The sequence below is a fragment of the Catenulispora sp. EB89 genome (assembly GCF_041261445.1).
Taxonomy (GTDB): domain Bacteria; phylum Actinomycetota; class Actinomycetes; order Streptomycetales; family Catenulisporaceae; genus Catenulispora.
The window spans coordinates 564,199-582,483 of the sequence record NZ_JBGCCU010000004.1 but is presented as its reverse complement, the minus strand read 5'-3'; the positions used below and the strand labels follow the sequence as shown (position 1 = coordinate 582,483).

The following is an 18,285-nucleotide window of genomic DNA, read 5'->3' as shown; positions in this document are numbered from 1 at the left end:
GGGGGGGCGGGGCGGGGGCTCCCCCCGCCCCCCCCCCCCACCGCTCTTCACCTCATTCTTGCGCGGCGCCCGAGGTGTACCGCGAGACGACCAGCGCCACCAGGATCACCAGGCCGTCGAAGAACTCGATGTCGTTCGGCGACACGTGCCCGAACGTCAGCACGTTCTCGATCAGCCGCAGCGTCAGCACCCCGGTGAGCGCCCCGAACAGCGAACCGCGCCCGCCGTTCATGCTCACGCCGCCGATCACCGTCGCGGCGAACACCTGGAAGATCTTCCCGGTGCCGGCGCTCGCCGAGGCCGAGCCGAGGCGGCCGGTGTACAGCATCCCGGCGAAGGCGGCGAGCATCGAGCCGATGATCAGCACGATCCACACCGTGCGCTCCACGCGGATGCCGGCGGCCTTGGCGGCCGCCGGGTTGCCGCCGATCGCGTATACCGCGCGGCCGTGGCGGTACCAGCCCAGGGCGGCGATGCCGATCACGAACAGCAGCCCGCAGATCCAGACCGAGGCCGGCTGCCCGAACCAGACGGTGCGTCCCAGGTAGGCGAACGACGGCGGCAGCGTGAAGATGGTCTGCCCGCCGTCGATGACGATCACCAGGCCGTGCAGCATCGTCAGCATCCCGAGGGTGACGACGAACCCGTTCAGGTTCATCTTCAGGATCAGGAAGCCGTTCACGGCCCCGACCGCCGCCCCGACCAGCAGGCACACCGGGATCGCCATCCACTCGGCGCCGAAGCCCAGGCCGTTGAACCGGTTCCCGGACGTCGGCAGCACCAGCCACAGCGCGATCACCGGCGCCAGCGTCACCGTCGACTCCAGCGACAGGTCCATGCGGCCGCTGATCAGGATCAGCGCCTCGGCCAAGACCAGCACGCTGAGCTCGGTGGACTGCTGGAGCATCGCCAGGAAGTTGTCCGAGGTCAGGAAGTCCGGCGATTCGATGAAGCCGATCAGGATCAGCAGCGCCATCGCCGGCAGCAGCGAGAACTCGCGCAGCCAGCGGGTGCTCGGGCGGCCGAACCGCCCGGTCCGCCCGGCCGGGAGGGTCTCGGCCGCGTCGGTCATCGTCGTGGCCTCACTCATGGCCGGGCCTTTCGTTCGCGGGGGTCTGGGGATCGGGGGAGGGGTTCGGCGCGGGATCGCCGAGCCCTTCCGCGTCGCTGAGTCCTTCCACGGCGGCGATGAGTTCGGCGTCGCTCCAGCCGCTCGGGAACTCCCCGACGACCGCCCCCTTGAACATCACCACCACCCGGTGGGCGATCCGCAGGTCGTCGAGCTCGTCGGAGACCAGCAGCGCGCCGCAGCCCTCGTCGGCGGCCTGGCGCACCGTGCCGAGCAGCGACTCCTTCGACTTCACGTCCACCCCGGCGGTCGGCCGGATCAGCACCAGCGCCTTCGGGGAGTTCGCCAGCGCGCGGCCCATCACCACCTTCTGCTGGTTGCCGCCGGACAGCGCACCGACCGGCTGGTCCGGCCCCTCTGCCTTGACGTCCAGCCGGGTCATCAGGGCGCTGCCGGCGCGCCGCAGCGAGTCGCCGGTGAAGAAGCCGTGGCGGCCCAGCCGGTCCATCGCGGTGAGCGTGATGTTCTCGGCGATCGGCCGCATCGGGACCACGCCCTGCGCGTGCCGGTCCTCGGGCACGAAGCCGAGCCCGGCGTGCAGCGCGTCCGGCACGCTCCCGGTCCGCACGCGTCTCCCGGCGACCGCCACGGTCCCGGCGCTGGGCCGGTGCAGCCCGGCGACCGTCTCGCCGAGCGCGACCACGCCCGAGCCGCCGGCGCCGGCCAGGCCGACGATCTCGCCCCGGCCCACCGAGACCGAGAAGTCGGAGTAGGCGCCGGGCAGCGTCAGGTCGCTGATTTCCAGGGCCGGAACGGTGTCGGCCGGCGGGGAGTAGGTGTCGACCGCGAACTGGGCTCGTTCCGAGCGGTCCTCGCCGGTCATGGCCTCGATCAGGGCGTCCTTGTCCAGGCCTGCGACCGGCGCGGTGAGGATGTGCCGGGCGTCGCGGTAGACCGTGACGGTCTGGCAGACCTCGTACACCTCGGCCAGGTGATGCGAGATGAACAGGAACGCCACGCCGGATTCCTGCAGCCGCCGCAGCCGGTCGAACAGCCCGGCGATCTTCGCGCCGTCCAGCTGCGCGGTGGGCTCGTCCAGGATGATGAACCTCGCCCCGAACGACAGCGCGCGGGCGATCTCCAGCACCTGCCGCTGGTCCACGGCCAGGGTCGCGGCGGCCGCGCTCGGGTCCACGTCGATCTCGTACTCGGCCAGCAGATCCGCCGCGCGGGAACGCAGCGCCTTCCAGCTGATCCGGTGCAGTCCGTCGGCCTGCCGGTTCAGGAACAGGTTCTCGGCCACCGACAGCGTCGGGATGATCGTCGACTTCTGATACACGCACGCCACCCGCGCCTGCCAGGCGGCGCGGTCGGACACCGCCGGCGCGGCCTCGCCGTCGAACAGGACGCGGCCGCTGTCCGGCCGGGCCAGCCCGGTCAGCAGCGACACCAGCGTGGACTTGCCGGCGCCGTTGCGCCCGACCAGCGCGTGCGCCTCGCCGGGGGCGACGTCGATGCCGACGTCGATCAGGGCGCGGGTGGCGCCGAAGCTCTTGGACACGGCGATCGCCGTGGCGACGGGGCGGCCGGTGGTCCCGGCCGCCCTTTGGTCGTGCGTCGTCATCGCCGGATCACCGTGCCATAGCTGTGCAAGAACGGCTTTCTTCGGGTGAAGCGGTTAGCGCGTGACATTCTTGTCAGAGCCTTCTCTTAGAGTGATCGCCGTGACGCAAGGGCCGGATGAGGAGCGACTCGGGATCGCCCGGTACTCCTATCGCCTGCGCGCGTCGTCGTCTGCACAGGCAGCGCTGCTCGCGGAATGGGATCGCTGCCGATGGGTGTGGAACCAATGCGTCGCCGCCTCTCAGGCTGCCCACCAGGCCGGACAGGAATGCGGACCGGCCGCACTCGACAAGATGCTCACGGTTTGGCGTCGTGAGCGTGAGTGGTTGAGTGCGGGCGGGTCTGTTCCCCAGCAGCAGATCGTCCGCGACTTCGGCAGGTCCCGGGCCAAAGCGCTGAAGGACATCAGGAATCGTGTACCGGTCAAGAGGCGCGCCGGTATGCCGAAGTTCAAGAAGAAGGACTCGGCGGATCCGACGCTGAACTACACGCTGCGCGGCTTCCGTATCAAAGACGGGCGGTTGCACCTCGCGGGTGGGACGGTTGTGACCGTCGTCTGGTCGCGTGATCTGCCATCCGCCCCGAGTTCCGTCCGGGTCTACCGTGACAGTCTCGGCCATTGGTACGCCTCGTTCGTGGTCGAGGCTCGGATCGAATCGCTGCCTGCCACCGGCGAGGCGATCGGGATCGACTGGGGAGTCCGGCAGATCGCGACCACCACCAGTGACGTGCATGACCTTCCGTCTGCCGGATACGGAAAGCGCGCCAAGGAGAGCCTGACACGGTACGACCGGATGATGGCTCGCCGCCGGACGGGAAAGGGGAAGCCGACCTCGAAGGGCTACCGGCAGGCGAAACGGCTTCGTGCGAAGGCGTATGCGAAGGTCGCCAGGCAGCGACAAGACACCGCCCGCAAGTGGGCGAAGCGTGTCGTGACGGACTTCGACGTGATCGCGGTGGAGGACTTCCGACCCAAATTCCTGTCGCAGGGCACGATGGCGCGTGCGGCCGCCGACGCGGCGATCGGCGCCGCGAAGACGGCGCTGCTGGAGATGGGCCGGAAGCACGGCCGAGACGTTCGCCTGGTATATCCCGCGCACACCACCATGGACTGTGCGCAGTGCGGAGCGAGAGCCAAGCACGCACTTCCTCTTTCTGAACGAACCTATAACTGCGTCGCGTGCGGAGCCTTGTCCGAAAGGGACAAGAACTCCGCTCGCGTGATGTTGCTCCGGGCGGGTCTGAACCCGGATGGTGCTGATCGCATAAGACCTGCCGGTCCGCAGGGCTAGCAGGCGGCGTGAGCCATGGATCCCCCTACTTCGAATGGGGGAGCAGTCATTTGCCAACCTGGTTGCCCCACAGCGTGGGGTCGTCCACGTTCGCCGAGGTCACCAGCGGTGCGGGCAGCTGGTCCTCCAGGCCGTTGGGCAGCTGGATTATCGTCGAGTTGTGGTCGGTCGGGCCGGGGGAGAAGGTCTTGCCCTCGGCTGCGGCCTGCGCGTAGAAGAGCCCGTACTTGGCGTACAGGTCCGCCGGCTGGGAGATGGTGGCGTCGATCTGCCCGGCCTTGATGGCCTGGAACTCCGCCGGGATGCCGTCGTTGGAGATGATGAAGATGTGCTTGGGGTCGGTCGGCGGCACCAGCAGGTTCTTCTGCTTGAGCAGGGACAGGGTCGGGGCCAGGAACACGCCGCCGGCCTGCATGTAGATGCCGTTGACGGTGCCCGCGTTCAGGGCGTCCTGGAGCTTGGAGGCCGCTACGTCGCCGGCCCAGTTCGTCGGCTCGGCCTCGACCTTGATGTTCGGGTAGTTCTGCTTCATGCAGTCGCCGAAGGCCTGCGAGCGGTCGCGGCCGTTGATCGAGGTGAGGTCGCCCTCGAACTCCACGACCGTCCCGGTGCCCTTGAGCTTGTCGCCGAGGAACTGGCAGGCCTTGGTGCCGTACGCCTTGTTGTCGGCGCGTACGACCATGTAGACCTGCCCCTTGTCCGGGCGGGTGTCCACGCTGACCACCGGGATGTGCTTGCTCGCCAGGTCCTCCAGGGTGCTGGCGATCGCGCCGGTGTCCTGCGGGGCCATCAGGATGACCTTCGCGCCCTGGCCGGTGAGGGTGGTGACGTTGGAGACCAGGACGTCGGTCTGGTTGTTGGAGTTCGTCGGGGGCAGCGCGTTGATCTTGCCGGAGCTGACGTCGCTGTTGACGTACTTCGCGTAGCTGTTCCAGAAGTCGGAGTCCGACCTCGGGAAGTCGATGCCTATCTTCTTGCCGCCGCCGGAGGCGGACTTCGAGCCGCCGCGCCCGCAGGCGGCGGCGCTCAGTCCGAGCGCCGCGACGGCCGTGAGGGCCAGAACTGTTCTCGACGTACGGTGCAGCCTCATGACCGTCCTCGCTGGTGAAGGTGTGTGGGACAAGTGCGGGGAAACGCGTGTGGTCTGTGTCATGTGCCTGTGGTCTGTGTCACGTGCCGTTTCAGTCATCCGATGTATAGCCCTGGTAGCAGGGGCTGTAAAGACTGCGGAACATAATCGTTACGGGGATTTACTAGATCCACTCCGGGAATCGCCAGGCCGACCTCGGTCCGGGGTGTGAGAAGGATCTTGAATCCCTTGACGATAGATCCGATGTTTGCCTAGAGTCCCGGAGCGTGAGACTCCTCCGCCTGGGCGAGCCCGGCCGCGAGCGCCCCGTGCTGCTCGCCGCCGACGGCCGCCACTTCGATCTGACCGGTGTCATCGGCGACCTGGACCGCGCGTTCTGGGTGGACCAGGGCGCGGACGCGGTCCGTGCCGCGGCCGAGGCCGGCACCCTGCCCGAGATCCCGGCCGACGAGGTCGCCGGGCTGCGCGTCGGCGCGGCCGTCGCGCGCCCCGGCAAGGTGGTGTGCATCGGGCTGAACTATCGCGACCACGCCGAGGAGACCGGCGCGGCGATCCCGCCGCGGCCTGTCGTCTTCATGAAGGACCCTTATACGGTCGTCGGTCCGAACGACGACATCCTCATCCCGCGCGGCTCGGTGAAGACCGACTGGGAGGTGGAGCTCGCCGTCGTCATCGGTGCGCGGGCCCGCTACCTGGAGTCGCACGAGGACGCGCTCGGCGTCATCGGCGGCTTCGCGGTCAGCAACGACGTCTCCGAGCGCGAGTTCCAGCTGGAGCGCTCGGGGCAGTGGGACCTGGGCAAGTCCTGTGAGACCTTCAACCCGCTCGGGCCCCACCTGGTCACCGCCGACGAGGTCGGCGACTTCCAGAAGCTGGGCCTGCGGCTCACGGTCAACGGCGAGCAGCGGCAGGACGGCAACACCGAGAACATGATCTTCGGGGTGGCCGAGGTGATCCACTACCTCTCGCAGCACATGGTGCTGGAGCCCGGGGACGTCATCAACACCGGGACCCCCGCCGGCGTGGCGCTCGGCATGGCCGACCACCCCTACCTGCGCGCGGGCGACGTGGTCGAGCTGGAGATCGACGGGCTGGGATCGCAGCGCTCGAATCTGGTCGGGGCATGAGCCGGATCGTCGGGTTCGAGACCTTCGACGTCCGGTTCCCCACCTCGCGGGAGCTGGACGGTTCGGACGCGATGAACCCGGACCCCGACTACTCCGCCGCCTACCTGATCCTGCGCACCGACGCGGGCGACGGCGTGGAGGGTCACGGATTCACCTTCACCATAGGCCGCGGCAACGACGTCCAGGTCGCGGCGATCGAGGCGCTGCGCGAGCACGTCGTCGGCCGCGACGTCGAGGAGGTCTGCGCCGACCCGGGCATCGTGAACCGGGCCCTGATCGGGGACAGCCAGCTGCGATGGCTGGGCCCGGAGAAGGGCGTCATGCACATGGCGATCGGCGCGGTCGTCAACGCTGTCTGGGACCTGGCCGCCAAGCGCGCCGGGGTCCCGCTGTGGAAGCTGCTGGCCGACGGCGACCCGGAATGGCTGGTCTCGCAGGTCGACTTCCGCTACATCGCCGACGCGCTGACCGCCGAGGAGGCGCTGGAGCTGCTGCGGCGCGGCAAGGTCGGCGCGGCCGACCGCGAGGCCGCCTTGCGGGCCCAGGGGTATCCCGCCTACACCACCTCGCCCGGCTGGCTCGGCTACTCCGACGAGAAGCTGACCCGCCTGGCACTCGAGGCCGTCGCCTCCGGCTTCAGCCAGATCAAGCTGAAGGTCGGCGCCGACCTGGCCGACGACGTGCGCCGCTGCCGTGCCGCGCGGGCCGCGGTGGGGCCGGACATCCGCATGGCGATCGACGCCAACCAGCGCTGGAACGTCGGCGAGGCCATCGAATGGGTCAAGGCCCTGGCCGAGTTCGACGTCTACTGGATCGAGGAGCCGACCTCGCCGGACGACGTGCTCGGGCACGCCGCGATCCGGGCGGCGGTGGCGCCGGTGAAGGTCGCCACCGGGGAGCACGTCCAGAACCGGATCGTCTTCAAGCAGCTGCTGCAGGCCGAGGCCATCGACTTCGTCCAGCTCGACGCGGCGCGGGTCGGCGGGGTCAACGAGAACCTGGCGATCCTGTTGCTGGCGGCCAAGTTCGGGGTGCCGGTGTGCCCGCACGCCGGCGGCGTCGGCCTGTGCGAACTGGTCCAGCACCTGTCGATGTTCGACTTCGTGGCACTGACCGGCACCACCGAGGACCGGGTCGTGGAATACGTCGACCACTTGCACGAGCACTTCGTCACGCCGACCGTGGTCACCGGCGGGGCCTACCAGGCCCCGACCGCGCCGGGCTTCTCCGCGGAGATGTTCCCGGCGACCCTGGAGACGTATTCGTTCCCTGACGGCTCGTTCTGGCGCGCGGACCGAGGAGAGGGCTGAGAGATGCAGGACATGCGGGACTTCGAGGGACTGAAGGCGGTCGTCACCGGCGGCGGCTCGGGCATCGGCGCGGCCACCGCGCGGCTGCTGGCCAACCGCGGCGCGGCGGTCGCGGTGCTGGACCTGGACCCGGCCGCGGCGATCAGCGCGGGGCTGCACGGCTTCAAGGCGGACGTCTCCGACGACGCCTCGGTGCGCGCGGCCGTCGCCTCGGCCCGGGAAGCGCTCGGCGGCCTGGACGTCCTGGTCAACAACGCCGGCATCGGCGCGGCCGGCACCGTCGAGGACAACCCCGACGAGCAGTGGATGAAGGTATACGACGTCAACGTGGTCGGCATGGTCCGCGTGACGCGCGCGGCCCTGCCGGCCCTGCGCGAGTCGCAGCACGCCGCGATCGTGAACACCTGCTCGATCGCCGCCACCGCCGGCCTGCCGCAGCGTGCGCTCTACTCGGCGACCAAGGGCGCGGTGCTGTCGCTGACCCTGGCGATGGCCGCGGACCACGTCCGCGAGGGCATCCGCGTCAACTGTGTGAACCCCGGTACCGCCGACACCCCGTGGGTCGGCCGCCTGCTGGACGCCGCCGACGACCCGGCCGCCGAGCGCGCGGCGCTGGAGGCGCGCCAGCCAATGGGCCGGCTGGTCTCGGCCGACGAGGTCGCCGCAGCGATCGCGTACCTCGCCTCGCCGACGGCCGCCTCGGTCACCGGGACTGCGCTCGCCGTCGACGGCGGAATGGCCGGGTTGCGCTTGCGTCCCGTGGGACAGTGACTGCATGTCAAACACCATCGGCCGCGGCGTCGCGCTGACCGAGCTGTCGTTCGGCGCCGCGGCGCTCGGCAACCTGTTCACCGCGGTGACCGACGACGAGGCGCGCGCCGCCGTGGACGCCGCGTGGGACGCCGGCATCCGCGCCTTCGACACCGCGCCGCACTACGGCCTCGGCCTGTCCGAGCGGCGGCTCGGGGCGGCGCTGCGGGACCGGCCGCGCGCGGAGTTCGCCGTGTCGACCAAGGTGGGGCGGATCCTGGAGCCGGTGGCAGATCCGGTTGGCCTGGACGATGAGGGGTTCGCGGTGCCGGCGGCGTTCCGCCGGGTGTGGGACTTCTCCGGGGACGGGGTGCGGCGCTCGATCGAGGCCAGCCTGGAACGGCTCGGCCTGGACCGCCTCGACTCGGTCCTGATCCACGATCCCGACGACCACGCGGACCAGGCGATCGGCGAGGCGTTCCCGGCGCTGGCGAAGCTGCGCGACGAGGGCGTGATCGGGGCGGTCGGCGTCGGGATGAACCAGGTGCGGGTGCCGCTGCGGTTCGTGCTGGAGACCGACATCGACCTGGTGCTGCTGGCCGGCCGCTACACGCTGCTCGACCGGTCCGGCACCGAACTGCTCGACCGGGCGGCCGCGCACGGCGTGGACATCGTCATCGGCGGCGCGTTCAACTCCGGGCTGTTGGTCGACCCGAAGCCGAGTTCGACCTACGACTACGCGGCGGTGCCGCCGGAGATCCTGGCCGAGGCGTTGCGGCTCAAGGACATCTGCGAGCGGAACGGCGTCCCGCTGCGTGCCGCCGCTCTCCAGTTCCCGCTGCGCCATCCGGCCGTGCGGTCGGTGCTGATCGGCGCGCGGTCGCCGCAGGAGGTGCGCGACTGCGTGGAGATGGCGCGGGTGCCGATCCCCGACGCGTTGTGGGCAGAGGTCTGAGATGCGCGTCGCCCTGTTCATCACCTGCTACAACGACGCGCTCTTTCCCGATACCGGCAAAGCGGTCACGGCCGTGCTGGAGCGGCTCGGGCACACGGTCGAGTTCCCGGCGGCGCAGACCTGCTGCGGTCAGATGCACTACAACACCGGGTACCGGCGCGAGGCCGATTCGCTGGTCGGGGCGTTCAACGACGCCTTCCGCGGCTACGACGCGATCGTCACACCCTCCGGCTCCTGCGGCGGGCACGTCCGGCACCACCACAAGACCGAGACGGCGCCGAACGTGTACGAGTTCTCGGAGTTCCTGGTGGACGTGCTGGAGGTGACCGACGTCGGCGCCTACTATCCGCACCGTGTCACCTACCACCCGACCTGCCACAGCCTGCGGATGTTGCGTGTCGGCGACAAGCCGTTGCAGCTGCTGCGCGCGGTGGAGGGCATCGATCTGGTCGAGCTGCCGGAGGCCGAGTCCTGCTGCGGGTTCGGCGGGACGTTCGCGATGAAGAACTCTGAGACGTCGGTGGCGATGCTCCAGGACAAGATGGGCAACGTGCGCAAGACCGGTGCGCGGACCTTGTGTGCGTCCGACAACTCCTGCCTGATGCACATCGGCGGGGGCTTGGGACGGGTCAAGTCCGGTGTCAGGACCCTGCATCTGGCCGAGATTCTGGCGGCGACGCGATGAGCCGCGACGACGTGAACGTGGTGTGGCTGGGGTCGCCGACGTTCCCCAAGGCCGCGCACGACGCGTTGCAGGACACCCAGCTGCGCCGGAACCTGAAGCACGCGACCACCACCATCCGCGACAAGCGGCTGAAGGCTGTCGCAGAGCTCGACGACTGGGAGACGCTGCGCGAGGCCGGCTCGCAGATCAAGGACCGCGTCATGCGGCACCTGGACGAGTACCTGCTCCAGCTGGAGGCGTCGGTCACGGCGGCCGGCGGCGTCGTGCACTGGGCCCAGGACGCCCGCGAGGCCAACGCCATCGTCAGCAAGCTGGTGCGGGCCAAGGGCGCGACCGAGGTCGTGAAGATCAAGTCCATGGCCACCCAGGAGATCGGGCTCAACGAGGCGCTGGAAGACGACGGCATCGAGGCCACCGAGACCGACCTCGCCGAGCTGATCGTGCAGCTGAACGACGACCGGCCCTCGCACATTCTGGTCCCGGCGATCCACCGCAACCGCACCGAGATCCGCGACATCTTCAAGCGGGAGATGGGAAAGCACGGTATCGCCGCGCCGGAGGATCTGACCGACGAGCCACGCGCGCTGGCCGAGGCGGCGCGCGTGCACCTGCGGGAGAAGTTCCTGCGGGCGAAGGTGGCGATCTCCGGGGCGAACTTCGCGTGCGCGGACACCGGGACCGTCGGGGTCGTGGAGTCCGAGGGCAACGGCCGGATGTGCCTGACGCTGCCGGAGACGCTGATCACGGTGATGGGGCTGGAGAAGGTCCTGCCGTCGTTCAGCGATCTGGAAGTGTTCCTGCAACTGCTGCCGAGGTCGTCGACGGCGGAACGTATGAACCCTTATACGTCGCTGTGGACCGGTGTCACGCCCGGCGACGGGCCGCAGGAGTTCCACCTGATCCTGCTCGACAACGGCCGGACGAAGACGTTGGCCGATGTCGAGGGCCGGTCGGCGTTGCATTGCATCCGCTGTTCGGCGTGTCTGAACGTGTGTCCCGTCTACGAGCGGACCGGCGGTCGGTCGTACGGATCGGTGTATCCGGGGCCGATCGGGGCGGTGCTGACGCCGCAGTTGGTCGGGGTCGGGACGTCTGAGCACGCTGATTCGCTGCCGTTCGCCTCGACGCTGTGCGGCGCCTGCTACGACGCGTGTCCAGTGCGGATCGACATCCCCGAGATGCTGGTGCACCTGCGGGCCAAGGTCGTGGACTCGCATCGGGGTGGCGTGCCGAAGCCCGAGGCGTTGGCGATGAAGGGCGCGCAGGTGGTGTTCGGGTCGCCGCGCCGGTTGGCGATGGCCGAGCGGTTGGGGGCGATGGCGGGGCGGTTCGTGGGGATCCGCGGCGGACGGTGGCTGCCGGGGCCGGCGCGGAAGTGGACGGGAGCGCGGGACGTGCCGGTACCGGCGCGGGAGTCGTTCCGGACGTGGTGGCGGAAGGCGGGACGGCGGTGAGCGGCTCGAAGGACGCCATCCTGGCGCGTATTCGCTCAGCCTTGGGCGACGTGCCTCGCGGCGAACAGTCCGAGGACGTCGAGGTCACCCGCGCTTACGTCGACAGTCATGCGACCGGGGACGTCGTCGACCTGTTCGTGGAACGCGTCGAGGACTACCGGGCCACGGTCACGCGGGTCGGCGAGTCCGACGCGCCGGCTGCGATCGCGCGGATCCTCGGCGAGCACGGTGTCGAGAATCTGGTCGTCCCTCCGGGTCTTCCGGAGGAGTTGCTGGCCGCGTATCAGGGTTCGCGGTTGTCGGACGATCCGCCGCTGACCCCCGCGGAACTCGACGCGTCGGACGGCGTGATCACCCTTGCCGCACAAGGGATCGCGCTGACCGGGACCATCGTGCTGGACGCCGGGCCCGGGCAGGGGCGGCGGGCGCTCTCGCTCGTGCCGGACCTGCACCTGTGCGTGGTCCGGGCCTCGCAGGTCGCCGCCGACGTGCCGCTCGCGGTCCGCACGCTGGTGCCGGCGCGGCCGACCACGTTCATCTCGGGGCCGTCGGCGACCTCCGACATCGAACTGGACCGGGTCGAGGGCGTGCACGGGCCGCGGACGCTTGCCGTTGTGTTGATTTCTGGGTGAGTCTGTTTATTTCTGAGACTTCGGCTAGGCTGGGGCTGTCCCACTCGCTCTCCGCGGAGGTCTGAACAAGCATGCGTTTGCTGGTCATCGGTGGCGCCGGGTACGTCGGCTCGGTCACCTCCGCGGTGCTGGTCGAGGCCGGGCACGAAGTCACGGTCGTCGACGATCTGTCCACCGGGCACCGGGACGCCGTGCCCGCCGGCGCCGCGTTCCGGCACGCCGACGTGCTGGACCAGCGGCAGCTCGGGGACGTGCTGCGGGCCGTCACCGAGCAGGGCCCGATCGACGCGATCCTGCACTTCGCGGCGCGCTCGCTGGTCGGGGAGTCGGTGGCCGAGCCGGCGCGCTACTTCCGGCACAACATCACCACCACGGCGAACCTGCTGGAGGCGATGCGCGACCACGGGATCGGGACGATCGTCTTCTCCTCGACCGCCGCCTGTTACGGCGAGCCGGAGGCCACGCCGATCACCGAGGACATGCCGACGGTGCCGACCAACCCCTACGGGGCCTCGAAGCTGGCCGCCGACCAGATGCTGACGTTCGCAGCTCCCGCGTACGGCATCGCCGCGGTGTCGCTGCGGTACTTCAACGTCGCCGGCGCCTACGGCGCGCAGGGCGAGCGGCACGAGGTGGAGACGCACCTGATCCCGCGGCTGCTGGACGTCGCGGCCGGGAACGCGCCGGAGGCCTCGGTGTTCGGCACCGACTACCCGACGCCGGACGGGACCGCGATCCGCGACTACATCCACGTGCGGGACCTGGCCGAGGCGCACCTGCTGGCGCTGACCGCGGCGAAGAAGGGCGAGCACCTGATCTGCAACCTGGGCACCGGGACCGGGTTCTCGGTCTACGAGGTGCTGGAGGCGGTGCGCAAGGCGACCGGGGCGGCGGTGCCGGCGGCGGAGAAGCCGCGGCGTGCGGGCGACCCGGCGCGGCTGGTGGCCTCGGCGGAGCGGGCCCGGACGGTGCTGGGCTGGAGCCCGGAGCGGACCGAGCTGGCCGAGACCGTCGCGGACGCCTGGGCCTTCTATCGCCGTTAGTCGCTCATATCAGCCCTTGGGTGATTTCCGGGGCTGATATGCAGTGTGGTGTTTTGCGGACAGCAAAAAGCCGCATTCGGAAGCGGTGTTCCGAATGCGGCTCGCGTTATTCCGAGAGGGCTTTCTCAGATCGGACGGACGTCCTCCGCCTGAGCGCCCTTCGGGCCCTGGGTAACCTCGAACTCGACGCGCTGGTTCTCCTCCAGCGAGCGGTAGCCGCTCGACTGGATGGCGGAGAAGTGCACGAACACGTCCGGGCCGCCCTCATCCTGCGAGATGAAGCCGTAGCCCTTCTCGGAGTTGAACCACTTGACTGTCCCCTGAGCCATCCTGCTCTCATTTCCTGCTTGAAGAACCATTGTCGGTCTGTGGTCTTAGACGAGAATGGCCCGGCGGAATGCGATCCGCTGGGCCTTTTAACACCGCGAACTACGACCTTGGCTGCGAGTGTACGCGATCATTCCGGCCCCGGCGAGAGTGTGGATCATCGCTCAGATCACGATGCAGCCACGACTCGATCACGCCGCGGGCCGGTTCTGCTCATAATGCGCACCACGGGCTGGCCGATCTACACCCCGGGCTCGGTGCTGATGCGTCTACCCTTGACATGAAGAAAGTCGGCAGTCCAAAGGAGAACCGCCCGTGTCCGCCTCACCCAGCGTGTCCTATTCGATCACCGTCCGTCTGGAGGCTCCCTCCTACGGCAACGCGGTGAGCGGGATCACCAGGGCGGTGGAGGACGCCGGAGGCGTGGTGACCGGTCTGGACGTCTCCGGGTCGAGCCGGGACCGGCTGCGCGTCGACGTCACGATCGCGGCCAGCAGCGAGGAGCACTCCAAGGCGATCACCGACGAGCTGACCAAGATCGAGGGGGTCGAGGTCGGCAAGGTCTCCGACCGGACCTTCCTGATGCACCTCGGCGGCAAGATCGAGATGAGCTCCAAGGTCGCGCTCCGCAACCGCGACGAGCTGTCCATGGCCTACACGCCGGGCGTCGCGCGGGTGTCGCTGGCGCTGGCCGAGAACCCCGGGGACGCCCGCCGCCTGACGATCAAGCGCAACACGGTCGCCGTGGTCACCGACGGCTCGGCGGTGCTGGGGCTGGGCAACATCGGCCCGATCGCGGCGCTGCCGGTGATGGAGGGCAAGGCGGCGCTGTTCAAGCAGTTCGCCGGAGTGGACGCGTGGCCGCTGTGCCTGGACACGCAGGACACCGAGGAGATCATCATGGTGGTCAAGGCGATCGCGCCGGGCTTCGCCGGGATCAACCTGGAGGACATCAGCGCGCCGCGGTGCTTCGAGATCGAGCGCCGGCTGCGCCAGGAGCTGGACATCCCGGTCTTCCACGACGACCAGCACGGCACCGCGATCGTGGTGCTGGCGGCGCTGACCAACGCGCTGAAGGTGGTCGGCAAGAAGCTGCAGGACGTGCGCATCGTCGGCTCCGGCGCGGGCGCCGCGGGCACCGCGATCCTGAAGCTGCTGATCGCCGCCGGCGCCACCGACATCACCGTCGCCGACTACCACGGCGTGGTCCACGTCGGCCGCGAGGACGTCAACGGCGGCGCCGGGGACGGCGGCGACGGCGGCGAGGACCTGCGCTGGGTCGCCGAGCACACCAACCCCGGCAACCTCAGCGGCACCCTGAAGGAGGCGCTGGCCGGCGCGGACGTCTTCATCGGCGTCTCCGCCCCCCGCATCCTGACCGGCGACGACATCGCCACGATGGCGCCCGGCGCGATCGTCTTCGCCCTGGCCAACCCCGAGCCCGAGGTCGACCCGGACGACGCGCTGGCACACGCGGCCGTGGTGGCCACCGGCCGCAGCGACTACCCGAACCAGATCAACAACGTGCTGGCCTTCCCGGGCGTGTTCCGCGGCCTGATCGACGCGCAGTCGAACAACGTCACGCCGGAGGTGCTGGTCGCCGCGGCGCGCGCGATCGCCTCGACGGTGGGGGACAGCGACCTGAACCCGAGCTACATCGTGCCGAGCGTGTTCCACAAGGACCTGGCCAAGACGGTGGCCGAGGCCGTGGTGGCGGCGGTGAAGGGCCAGCAGGCGGAGTGACCCGTGGTCGTGGTGCGGATGCGGGAGTAGCGTCCGCACCATGGGTACTGGGACGAAACCGGCCGGGCGCGCGGCGGGGCGGGCTCAGACGCTGCCGATGCAGGGCCTGGTGAACGCTTTGACGCGCGCGGCCTTGAGCACGCCGGGAGTGGCCAAGGGCATCGGCCGCAGGCTGATCCTGCTGTACGTCTTCGGCCGCCGCAGCGGCAAGAGGTACGCCATCCCGATCGCCTACATGGAGCACGACGGGAAAGTACTGATCGGCACCCAGTTCGGCTGGAGCCGCAACCTCCGCACCGGCGACCCGATCCAGGTCAGGTACAAAGGCAAGCTGCGCTCGGCCGACATCGAGGTGGTCGAGGACCCCGACCGGGTGGCGGAGCTGTACACGCTGATGTGCCGGGACAATCACGCCTTCGCGAAGTTCCACAACATCGGCTTCGACAGCGCGGGCACGCCGGACGCGGCGGCGGTGCGGGAGGCCGTGCGGCTGGGAGCTCGGGCGATTCTGCTGACGCCGCAGGTTGGGTAGGCCGGCTCGCCGCCGAGAACCAGGCAGCCAAACCGCGCAGCAGCCAGGCCGCTGAGTTCTCCGGTGCCGCAACCGGATGCGACGCGCGGTGCTCGGAGGTGCGCCAATCCAGCCGCGACCTTGCTGCCTGCCGTCGCGAAACGTGACGCGCCGATGCGCCGCTCAGTCGATCCGGCCGCAGCCCCAGCGCGCCGCCCTCGCTGCAAAAACCAAGCGCGGCGGTCGCGACCCAATTCGCGACCGCCGCGCGGTCCGTGTGAAGTGCCCCTTGCCCGCCCTCGCCGTCGCGGATCCGCACGTGGTGGTGAGGTGTGCGCTGTGCGCCGTTACCTGTGCGGTGTGCTGGGCTGCGTTGTGTGGTGGGGAATCGAACCCCGGCACTGCCCTCCGTGCACCATGGAGAGCCGAGATTTCCCCGTCGGCTCGTCGGGGTCGTGCGCGCCTCCGCGGCGGTTACCTGCTTCACACGGGACCTCGCCTTTCGGCGGGGTCAGTCCAGAAGGTCGACCTCCCAGTTGGCGCGTTGGATGCGGACGTCGAGTTCGCGGATGTCGCGGCTCAGGGTGTCGCCTTGGGCTCGTAGGGTGGCGACCGGTAGGGCTGACAGCATCTTCAGTTCTGAGCGCAGCTGGCGTTGGTAGCCCGTGTTCTTGCCGGCGGCGGCGTCGGCTGCGGCGGTGACCACCGCGTGGCGCAGGCGGAGGGTGTCGCGGCGGGCCAGGGCGTCGCTGAGGGTGCCGTCGGGGCCGATCGTCGCGGCCGCGTTGGTGCGGTTGATGCGGCGGATCAGGTCTTCGAGGTGGTCCAGGGCGGTGCCCGCTTCGGTCAGCAGGGCCGCGGCGTCCTCGGAGGGCTCCTCGCCCTCCTGGTAGCGCGCGTTGGCCACGATGCGGGACTTCAGCTGCTCGACGCGGCGTGCCGCGTCGGCGCGCAGGGCCAAAGCTTCAGCCACTTTCATTCCGGTCACCCCCGAGTTCCGCTGGTGTGCTCGCCAGCTGCATCAGTATCGGGGGGTGGTAGGTGGTCGTGCACCCGGAATTCGGTCCCGTGCCTGGAATTGCCGGGGAATTCCGGTCAGGCCGGAATCCCCAGCTCCACGTCCGCGCCCAGCGCCGAGAGCTTCGCCTCGAAGTCCTCGTAGCCGCGGTGGATCAGGCTGATGCCCTGGACCGTGGACGTCCCCTGGGCCGCCAGGGCCGCGATCAGGTAGCTGAAGCCGGCGCGCAGGTCGGGGATGGTCAGCTCGGCTCCGTGCAGCTTCGTGGGGCCGGAAATGACCGCCGAGTGCATGAAGTTGCGCTGGCCGAAGCGGCAGGCGCTGCCGCCGAGGCATTCGCGGTACAGCTGGATCTGGGCGCCCATGCGGTTCAGCGCCTCGGTGAAGCCCAGGCGCTGCTCGTAGACCGTCTCGTGGATGATCGACAGGCCCTGGGCCTGGGTCAGCGCCACCACCAGCGGCTGCTGCCAGTCGGTGGACAGGCCCGGGTGGACGTCCGTCTCCAGCGCCAGGGCGCGCATCTGGCCGCCGGAGTGCCAGAAGCGGATCGAGGGCTCGCCGGGGGTGTCGTCGACCTCGAAGTCTCCCCCTATGCGGCGGAAGACGTTCAGGAACGTCATCATCTCGCCCTGGGTGGCGCCGACCACGCGGATGTCGCCGCCGGTGGCCAGGGCCGCGCAGGCCCACGACGCCGTCTCCAGGCGGTCAGGGATGGCCCGGTGCGTGAAGCCGTCGAGGCGGTCCACGCCGACGATGCGGATCACGCGGTCGTTGTGCACCGAGACCATGGCGCCCATCTTCTGCAGCACCGCGATCAGGTCCACGATCTCCGGCTCGGTGGCCGCGTTGGAGAGCTCTGTCACGCCCTCGGCCAGCACCGCCGTCAGCAGCACCTGCTCGGTGGCGCCGACGCTCGGGTACGGCAGCCGGATGTGCGTGCCGCGCAGCCGCTCGGGGGCCGAGATCAGCAGCCCCTCGGGGCGCTTCTCGACCACGGCGCCGAAGGCCCGCAGCGCGTCCAGGTGGAAGTCGATCGGCCGGTCGCCGATCTTGCAGCCGCCCAGGTCCGGGATGAAGGCACGGCCCAGGCGGTGCAGCAGCGGCCCGCACAGCAGCACCGGGATGCGGCTGGTGCCGGCGTGCGCCTCGACCGCGGCGTCGCTGGCGCGCTCGACCGAGGCCGGGTCCAGGATCAGCGTGTCCGGGCTGGCCCCGCGGGTCACCGAGACGCCGTGCGCCTCCAGCAGGCCCGTGACGATCCGCACGTCCGAGATCGACGGCACGTTGTGCAGCACCGATTCACCGTGTCCGAGCAGCGCGGCCACCATCGCTTTGGGGACCAGGTTTTTCGCGCCACGGACCCGGACCTCACCGGACAGGGCGGTACCGCCGTGCACTGTCAGGACGTCGGAGGCGGTGCTCAGAGCCATGGTTCTCCACAGGTGTGTGCATCGGACCGCTCGCGTGGGGCAACACGGGGCGGGACGGGTCGGCGGCTGGTCCAGGGTACTCGAACACGGGGCGCATGCGGTCGAAGCTCGCGAAGATCGCAGTTCGTGCGAGCGTTGTCCCCGCCCGGAAGCCCTGTGTGGGCAACAGGACGTACTGATTCGAACGCTGAGGGTCGCCGTTCGCCGCCCCGCCGGGTGGCGGAAG

General features: G+C 69.8%; 17 protein-coding genes. 11 read left to right on the top strand and 6 right to left on the bottom strand.

The window, feature by feature from the left end:
* Positions 1-52 precede the first annotated feature (52 nt).
* Complete coding sequence (locus tag ABH920_RS12225) at positions 53-1,090, bottom strand: ABC transporter permease (RefSeq protein WP_370349017.1); 1,038 nt, start codon at positions 1,088-1,090, stop codon at positions 53-55.
* The gene (locus ABH920_RS12220) at positions 1,083-2,693 is read right to left on the bottom strand and encodes a sugar ABC transporter ATP-binding protein (RefSeq protein ID WP_370349016.1); all 1,611 of its coding nucleotides are present in this window, start codon (positions 2,691-2,693) and stop codon (positions 1,083-1,085) included. Before ABH920_RS12220 ends, ABH920_RS12225 begins: the two co-directional genes overlap by 8 nt.
* A gap of 100 nt (positions 2,694-2,793) precedes the next feature.
* On the opposite strand from ABH920_RS12220, the gene ABH920_RS12215 reads away from it, so the two are divergent.
* The gene (locus tag ABH920_RS12215) at positions 2,794-3,984 is read left to right on the top strand and encodes an RNA-guided endonuclease InsQ/TnpB family protein (RefSeq protein WP_370349015.1); all 1,191 of its coding nucleotides are present in this window, start codon (positions 2,794-2,796) and stop codon (positions 3,982-3,984) included.
* A gap of 46 nt (positions 3,985-4,030) precedes the next feature.
* Here ABH920_RS12215 and ABH920_RS12210 read toward each other — a convergent pair whose 3' ends face one another.
* A complete protein-coding gene (locus tag ABH920_RS12210) occupies positions 4,031-5,074 on the bottom strand; it encodes a sugar ABC transporter substrate-binding protein (protein ID WP_370349014.1) in 1,044 nt (347 codons plus the stop codon).
* 266 nt (positions 5,075-5,340) lie between these two features.
* Here ABH920_RS12210 and ABH920_RS12205 point away from each other — a divergent pair, with 266 nt between their 5' ends.
* From ABH920_RS12205 to galE, 8 genes are all read left to right on the top strand, one after another.
* Complete coding sequence (locus ABH920_RS12205) at positions 5,341-6,201, top strand: fumarylacetoacetate hydrolase family protein (RefSeq protein ID WP_370349013.1); 861 nt, start codon at positions 5,341-5,343, stop codon at positions 6,199-6,201.
* A complete protein-coding gene (locus ABH920_RS12200) occupies positions 6,198-7,511 on the top strand; it encodes an L-fuconate dehydratase (RefSeq protein ID WP_370349012.1) in 1,314 nt (437 codons plus the stop codon). The genes ABH920_RS12205 and ABH920_RS12200 overlap by 4 nt, the downstream gene beginning before the upstream one ends.
* 12 nt (positions 7,512-7,523) lie before the next feature.
* Complete coding sequence (locus tag ABH920_RS12195; protein WP_370349041.1) at positions 7,524-8,282, top strand: SDR family NAD(P)-dependent oxidoreductase; 759 nt, start codon at positions 7,524-7,526, stop codon at positions 8,280-8,282.
* A 4-nt stretch (positions 8,283-8,286) separates the two neighbouring features.
* The gene (locus ABH920_RS12190; RefSeq protein ID WP_370349011.1) at positions 8,287-9,216 is read left to right on the top strand and encodes an aldo/keto reductase; all 930 of its coding nucleotides are present in this window, start codon (positions 8,287-8,289) and stop codon (positions 9,214-9,216) included.
* Position 9,217: 1 nt separating this feature from the next.
* The gene (locus tag ABH920_RS12185) at positions 9,218-9,901 is read left to right on the top strand and encodes a (Fe-S)-binding protein (RefSeq protein ID WP_370349010.1); all 684 of its coding nucleotides are present in this window, start codon (positions 9,218-9,220) and stop codon (positions 9,899-9,901) included.
* Complete coding sequence (locus ABH920_RS12180) at positions 9,898-11,355, top strand: LutB/LldF family L-lactate oxidation iron-sulfur protein (protein ID WP_370349009.1); 1,458 nt, start codon at positions 9,898-9,900, stop codon at positions 11,353-11,355. Before ABH920_RS12185 ends, ABH920_RS12180 begins: the two co-directional genes overlap by 4 nt.
* The gene (locus ABH920_RS12175) at positions 11,352-11,987 is read left to right on the top strand and encodes a lactate utilization protein C (RefSeq protein ID WP_370349008.1); all 636 of its coding nucleotides are present in this window, start codon (positions 11,352-11,354) and stop codon (positions 11,985-11,987) included. The genes ABH920_RS12180 and ABH920_RS12175 overlap by 4 nt, the downstream gene beginning before the upstream one ends.
* Positions 11,988-12,058: 71 nt before the next feature.
* Positions 12,059-13,030: a UDP-glucose 4-epimerase GalE gene (galE, locus tag ABH920_RS12170; RefSeq protein ID WP_370349007.1), complete on the top strand. Its 972-nt coding sequence runs from the start codon at positions 12,059-12,061 to the stop codon at positions 13,028-13,030.
* A 125-nt stretch (positions 13,031-13,155) separates the two neighbouring features.
* Here the strand turns inward: galE and ABH920_RS12165 are convergent, their stop codons facing one another.
* The gene (locus ABH920_RS12165; protein WP_370349006.1) at positions 13,156-13,359 is read right to left on the bottom strand and encodes a cold-shock protein; all 204 of its coding nucleotides are present in this window, start codon (positions 13,357-13,359) and stop codon (positions 13,156-13,158) included.
* A 313-nt stretch (positions 13,360-13,672) separates the two neighbouring features.
* On the opposite strand from ABH920_RS12165, the gene ABH920_RS12160 reads away from it, so the two are divergent.
* Positions 13,673-15,100, top strand: coding sequence for an NAD-dependent malic enzyme (locus tag ABH920_RS12160; protein ID WP_370349005.1), 1,428 nt, complete (start codon positions 13,673-13,675; stop codon positions 15,098-15,100).
* Positions 15,101-15,140: 40 nt separating this feature from the next.
* Entirely contained in the window at positions 15,141-15,632 is a 492-nt protein-coding gene (locus ABH920_RS12155) for a nitroreductase/quinone reductase family protein (RefSeq protein WP_370349004.1), read from the top strand.
* Between the two features lie 490 nt (positions 15,633-16,122).
* On the opposite strand, the gene ABH920_RS12150 is transcribed toward ABH920_RS12155, so the two are convergent.
* A complete protein-coding gene (locus ABH920_RS12150; RefSeq protein WP_370349003.1) occupies positions 16,123-16,590 on the bottom strand; it encodes a DIP1984 family protein in 468 nt (155 codons plus the stop codon).
* A gap of 116 nt (positions 16,591-16,706) precedes the next feature.
* On the bottom strand, positions 16,707-18,059 hold the full coding sequence (gene murA, locus ABH920_RS12145) for a UDP-N-acetylglucosamine 1-carboxyvinyltransferase (RefSeq protein ID WP_370349002.1): 1,353 nt from the start codon (positions 18,057-18,059) through the stop codon (positions 16,707-16,709).
* Positions 18,060-18,285: the final 226 nt, after the last annotated feature.

Excerpts from the sequence above, each read along its gene's own strand:
- ABH920_RS12225 (WP_370349017.1), bottom strand. The coding sequence starts at position 1,090 with ATGAGTGAGGCCACGACGATGACCGACGCGGCCGAGACCCTCCCGGCC.
- ABH920_RS12220 (WP_370349016.1), bottom strand. The coding sequence starts at position 2,693 with ATGACGACGCACGACCAAAGGGCGGCCGGGACCACCGGCCGCCCCGTC.
- ABH920_RS12210 (WP_370349014.1), bottom strand. The coding sequence starts at position 5,074 with ATGAGGCTGCACCGTACGTCGAGAACAGTTCTGGCCCTCACGGCCGTC.
- ABH920_RS12200 (WP_370349012.1), top strand. The coding sequence starts at position 6,198 with ATGAGCCGGATCGTCGGGTTCGAGACCTTCGACGTCCGGTTCCCCACC.
- ABH920_RS12195 (WP_370349041.1), top strand. The coding sequence starts at position 7,524 with ATGCGGGACTTCGAGGGACTGAAGGCGGTCGTCACCGGCGGCGGCTCG.
- ABH920_RS12190 (WP_370349011.1), top strand. The coding sequence starts at position 8,287 with ATGTCAAACACCATCGGCCGCGGCGTCGCGCTGACCGAGCTGTCGTTC.
- ABH920_RS12185 (WP_370349010.1), top strand. The coding sequence starts at position 9,218 with ATGCGCGTCGCCCTGTTCATCACCTGCTACAACGACGCGCTCTTTCCC.
- ABH920_RS12180 (WP_370349009.1), top strand. The coding sequence starts at position 9,898 with ATGAGCCGCGACGACGTGAACGTGGTGTGGCTGGGGTCGCCGACGTTC.
- galE (WP_370349007.1), top strand. The coding sequence starts at position 12,059 with ATGCGTTTGCTGGTCATCGGTGGCGCCGGGTACGTCGGCTCGGTCACC.
- ABH920_RS12165 (WP_370349006.1), bottom strand. The coding sequence starts at position 13,359 with ATGGCTCAGGGGACAGTCAAGTGGTTCAACTCCGAGAAGGGCTACGGC.
- ABH920_RS12155 (WP_370349004.1), top strand. The coding sequence starts at position 15,141 with ATGGGTACTGGGACGAAACCGGCCGGGCGCGCGGCGGGGCGGGCTCAG.
- ABH920_RS12150 (WP_370349003.1), bottom strand. The coding sequence starts at position 16,590 with ATGAAAGTGGCTGAAGCTTTGGCCCTGCGCGCCGACGCGGCACGCCGC.
- murA (WP_370349002.1), bottom strand. The coding sequence starts at position 18,059 with ATGGCTCTGAGCACCGCCTCCGACGTCCTGACAGTGCACGGCGGTACC.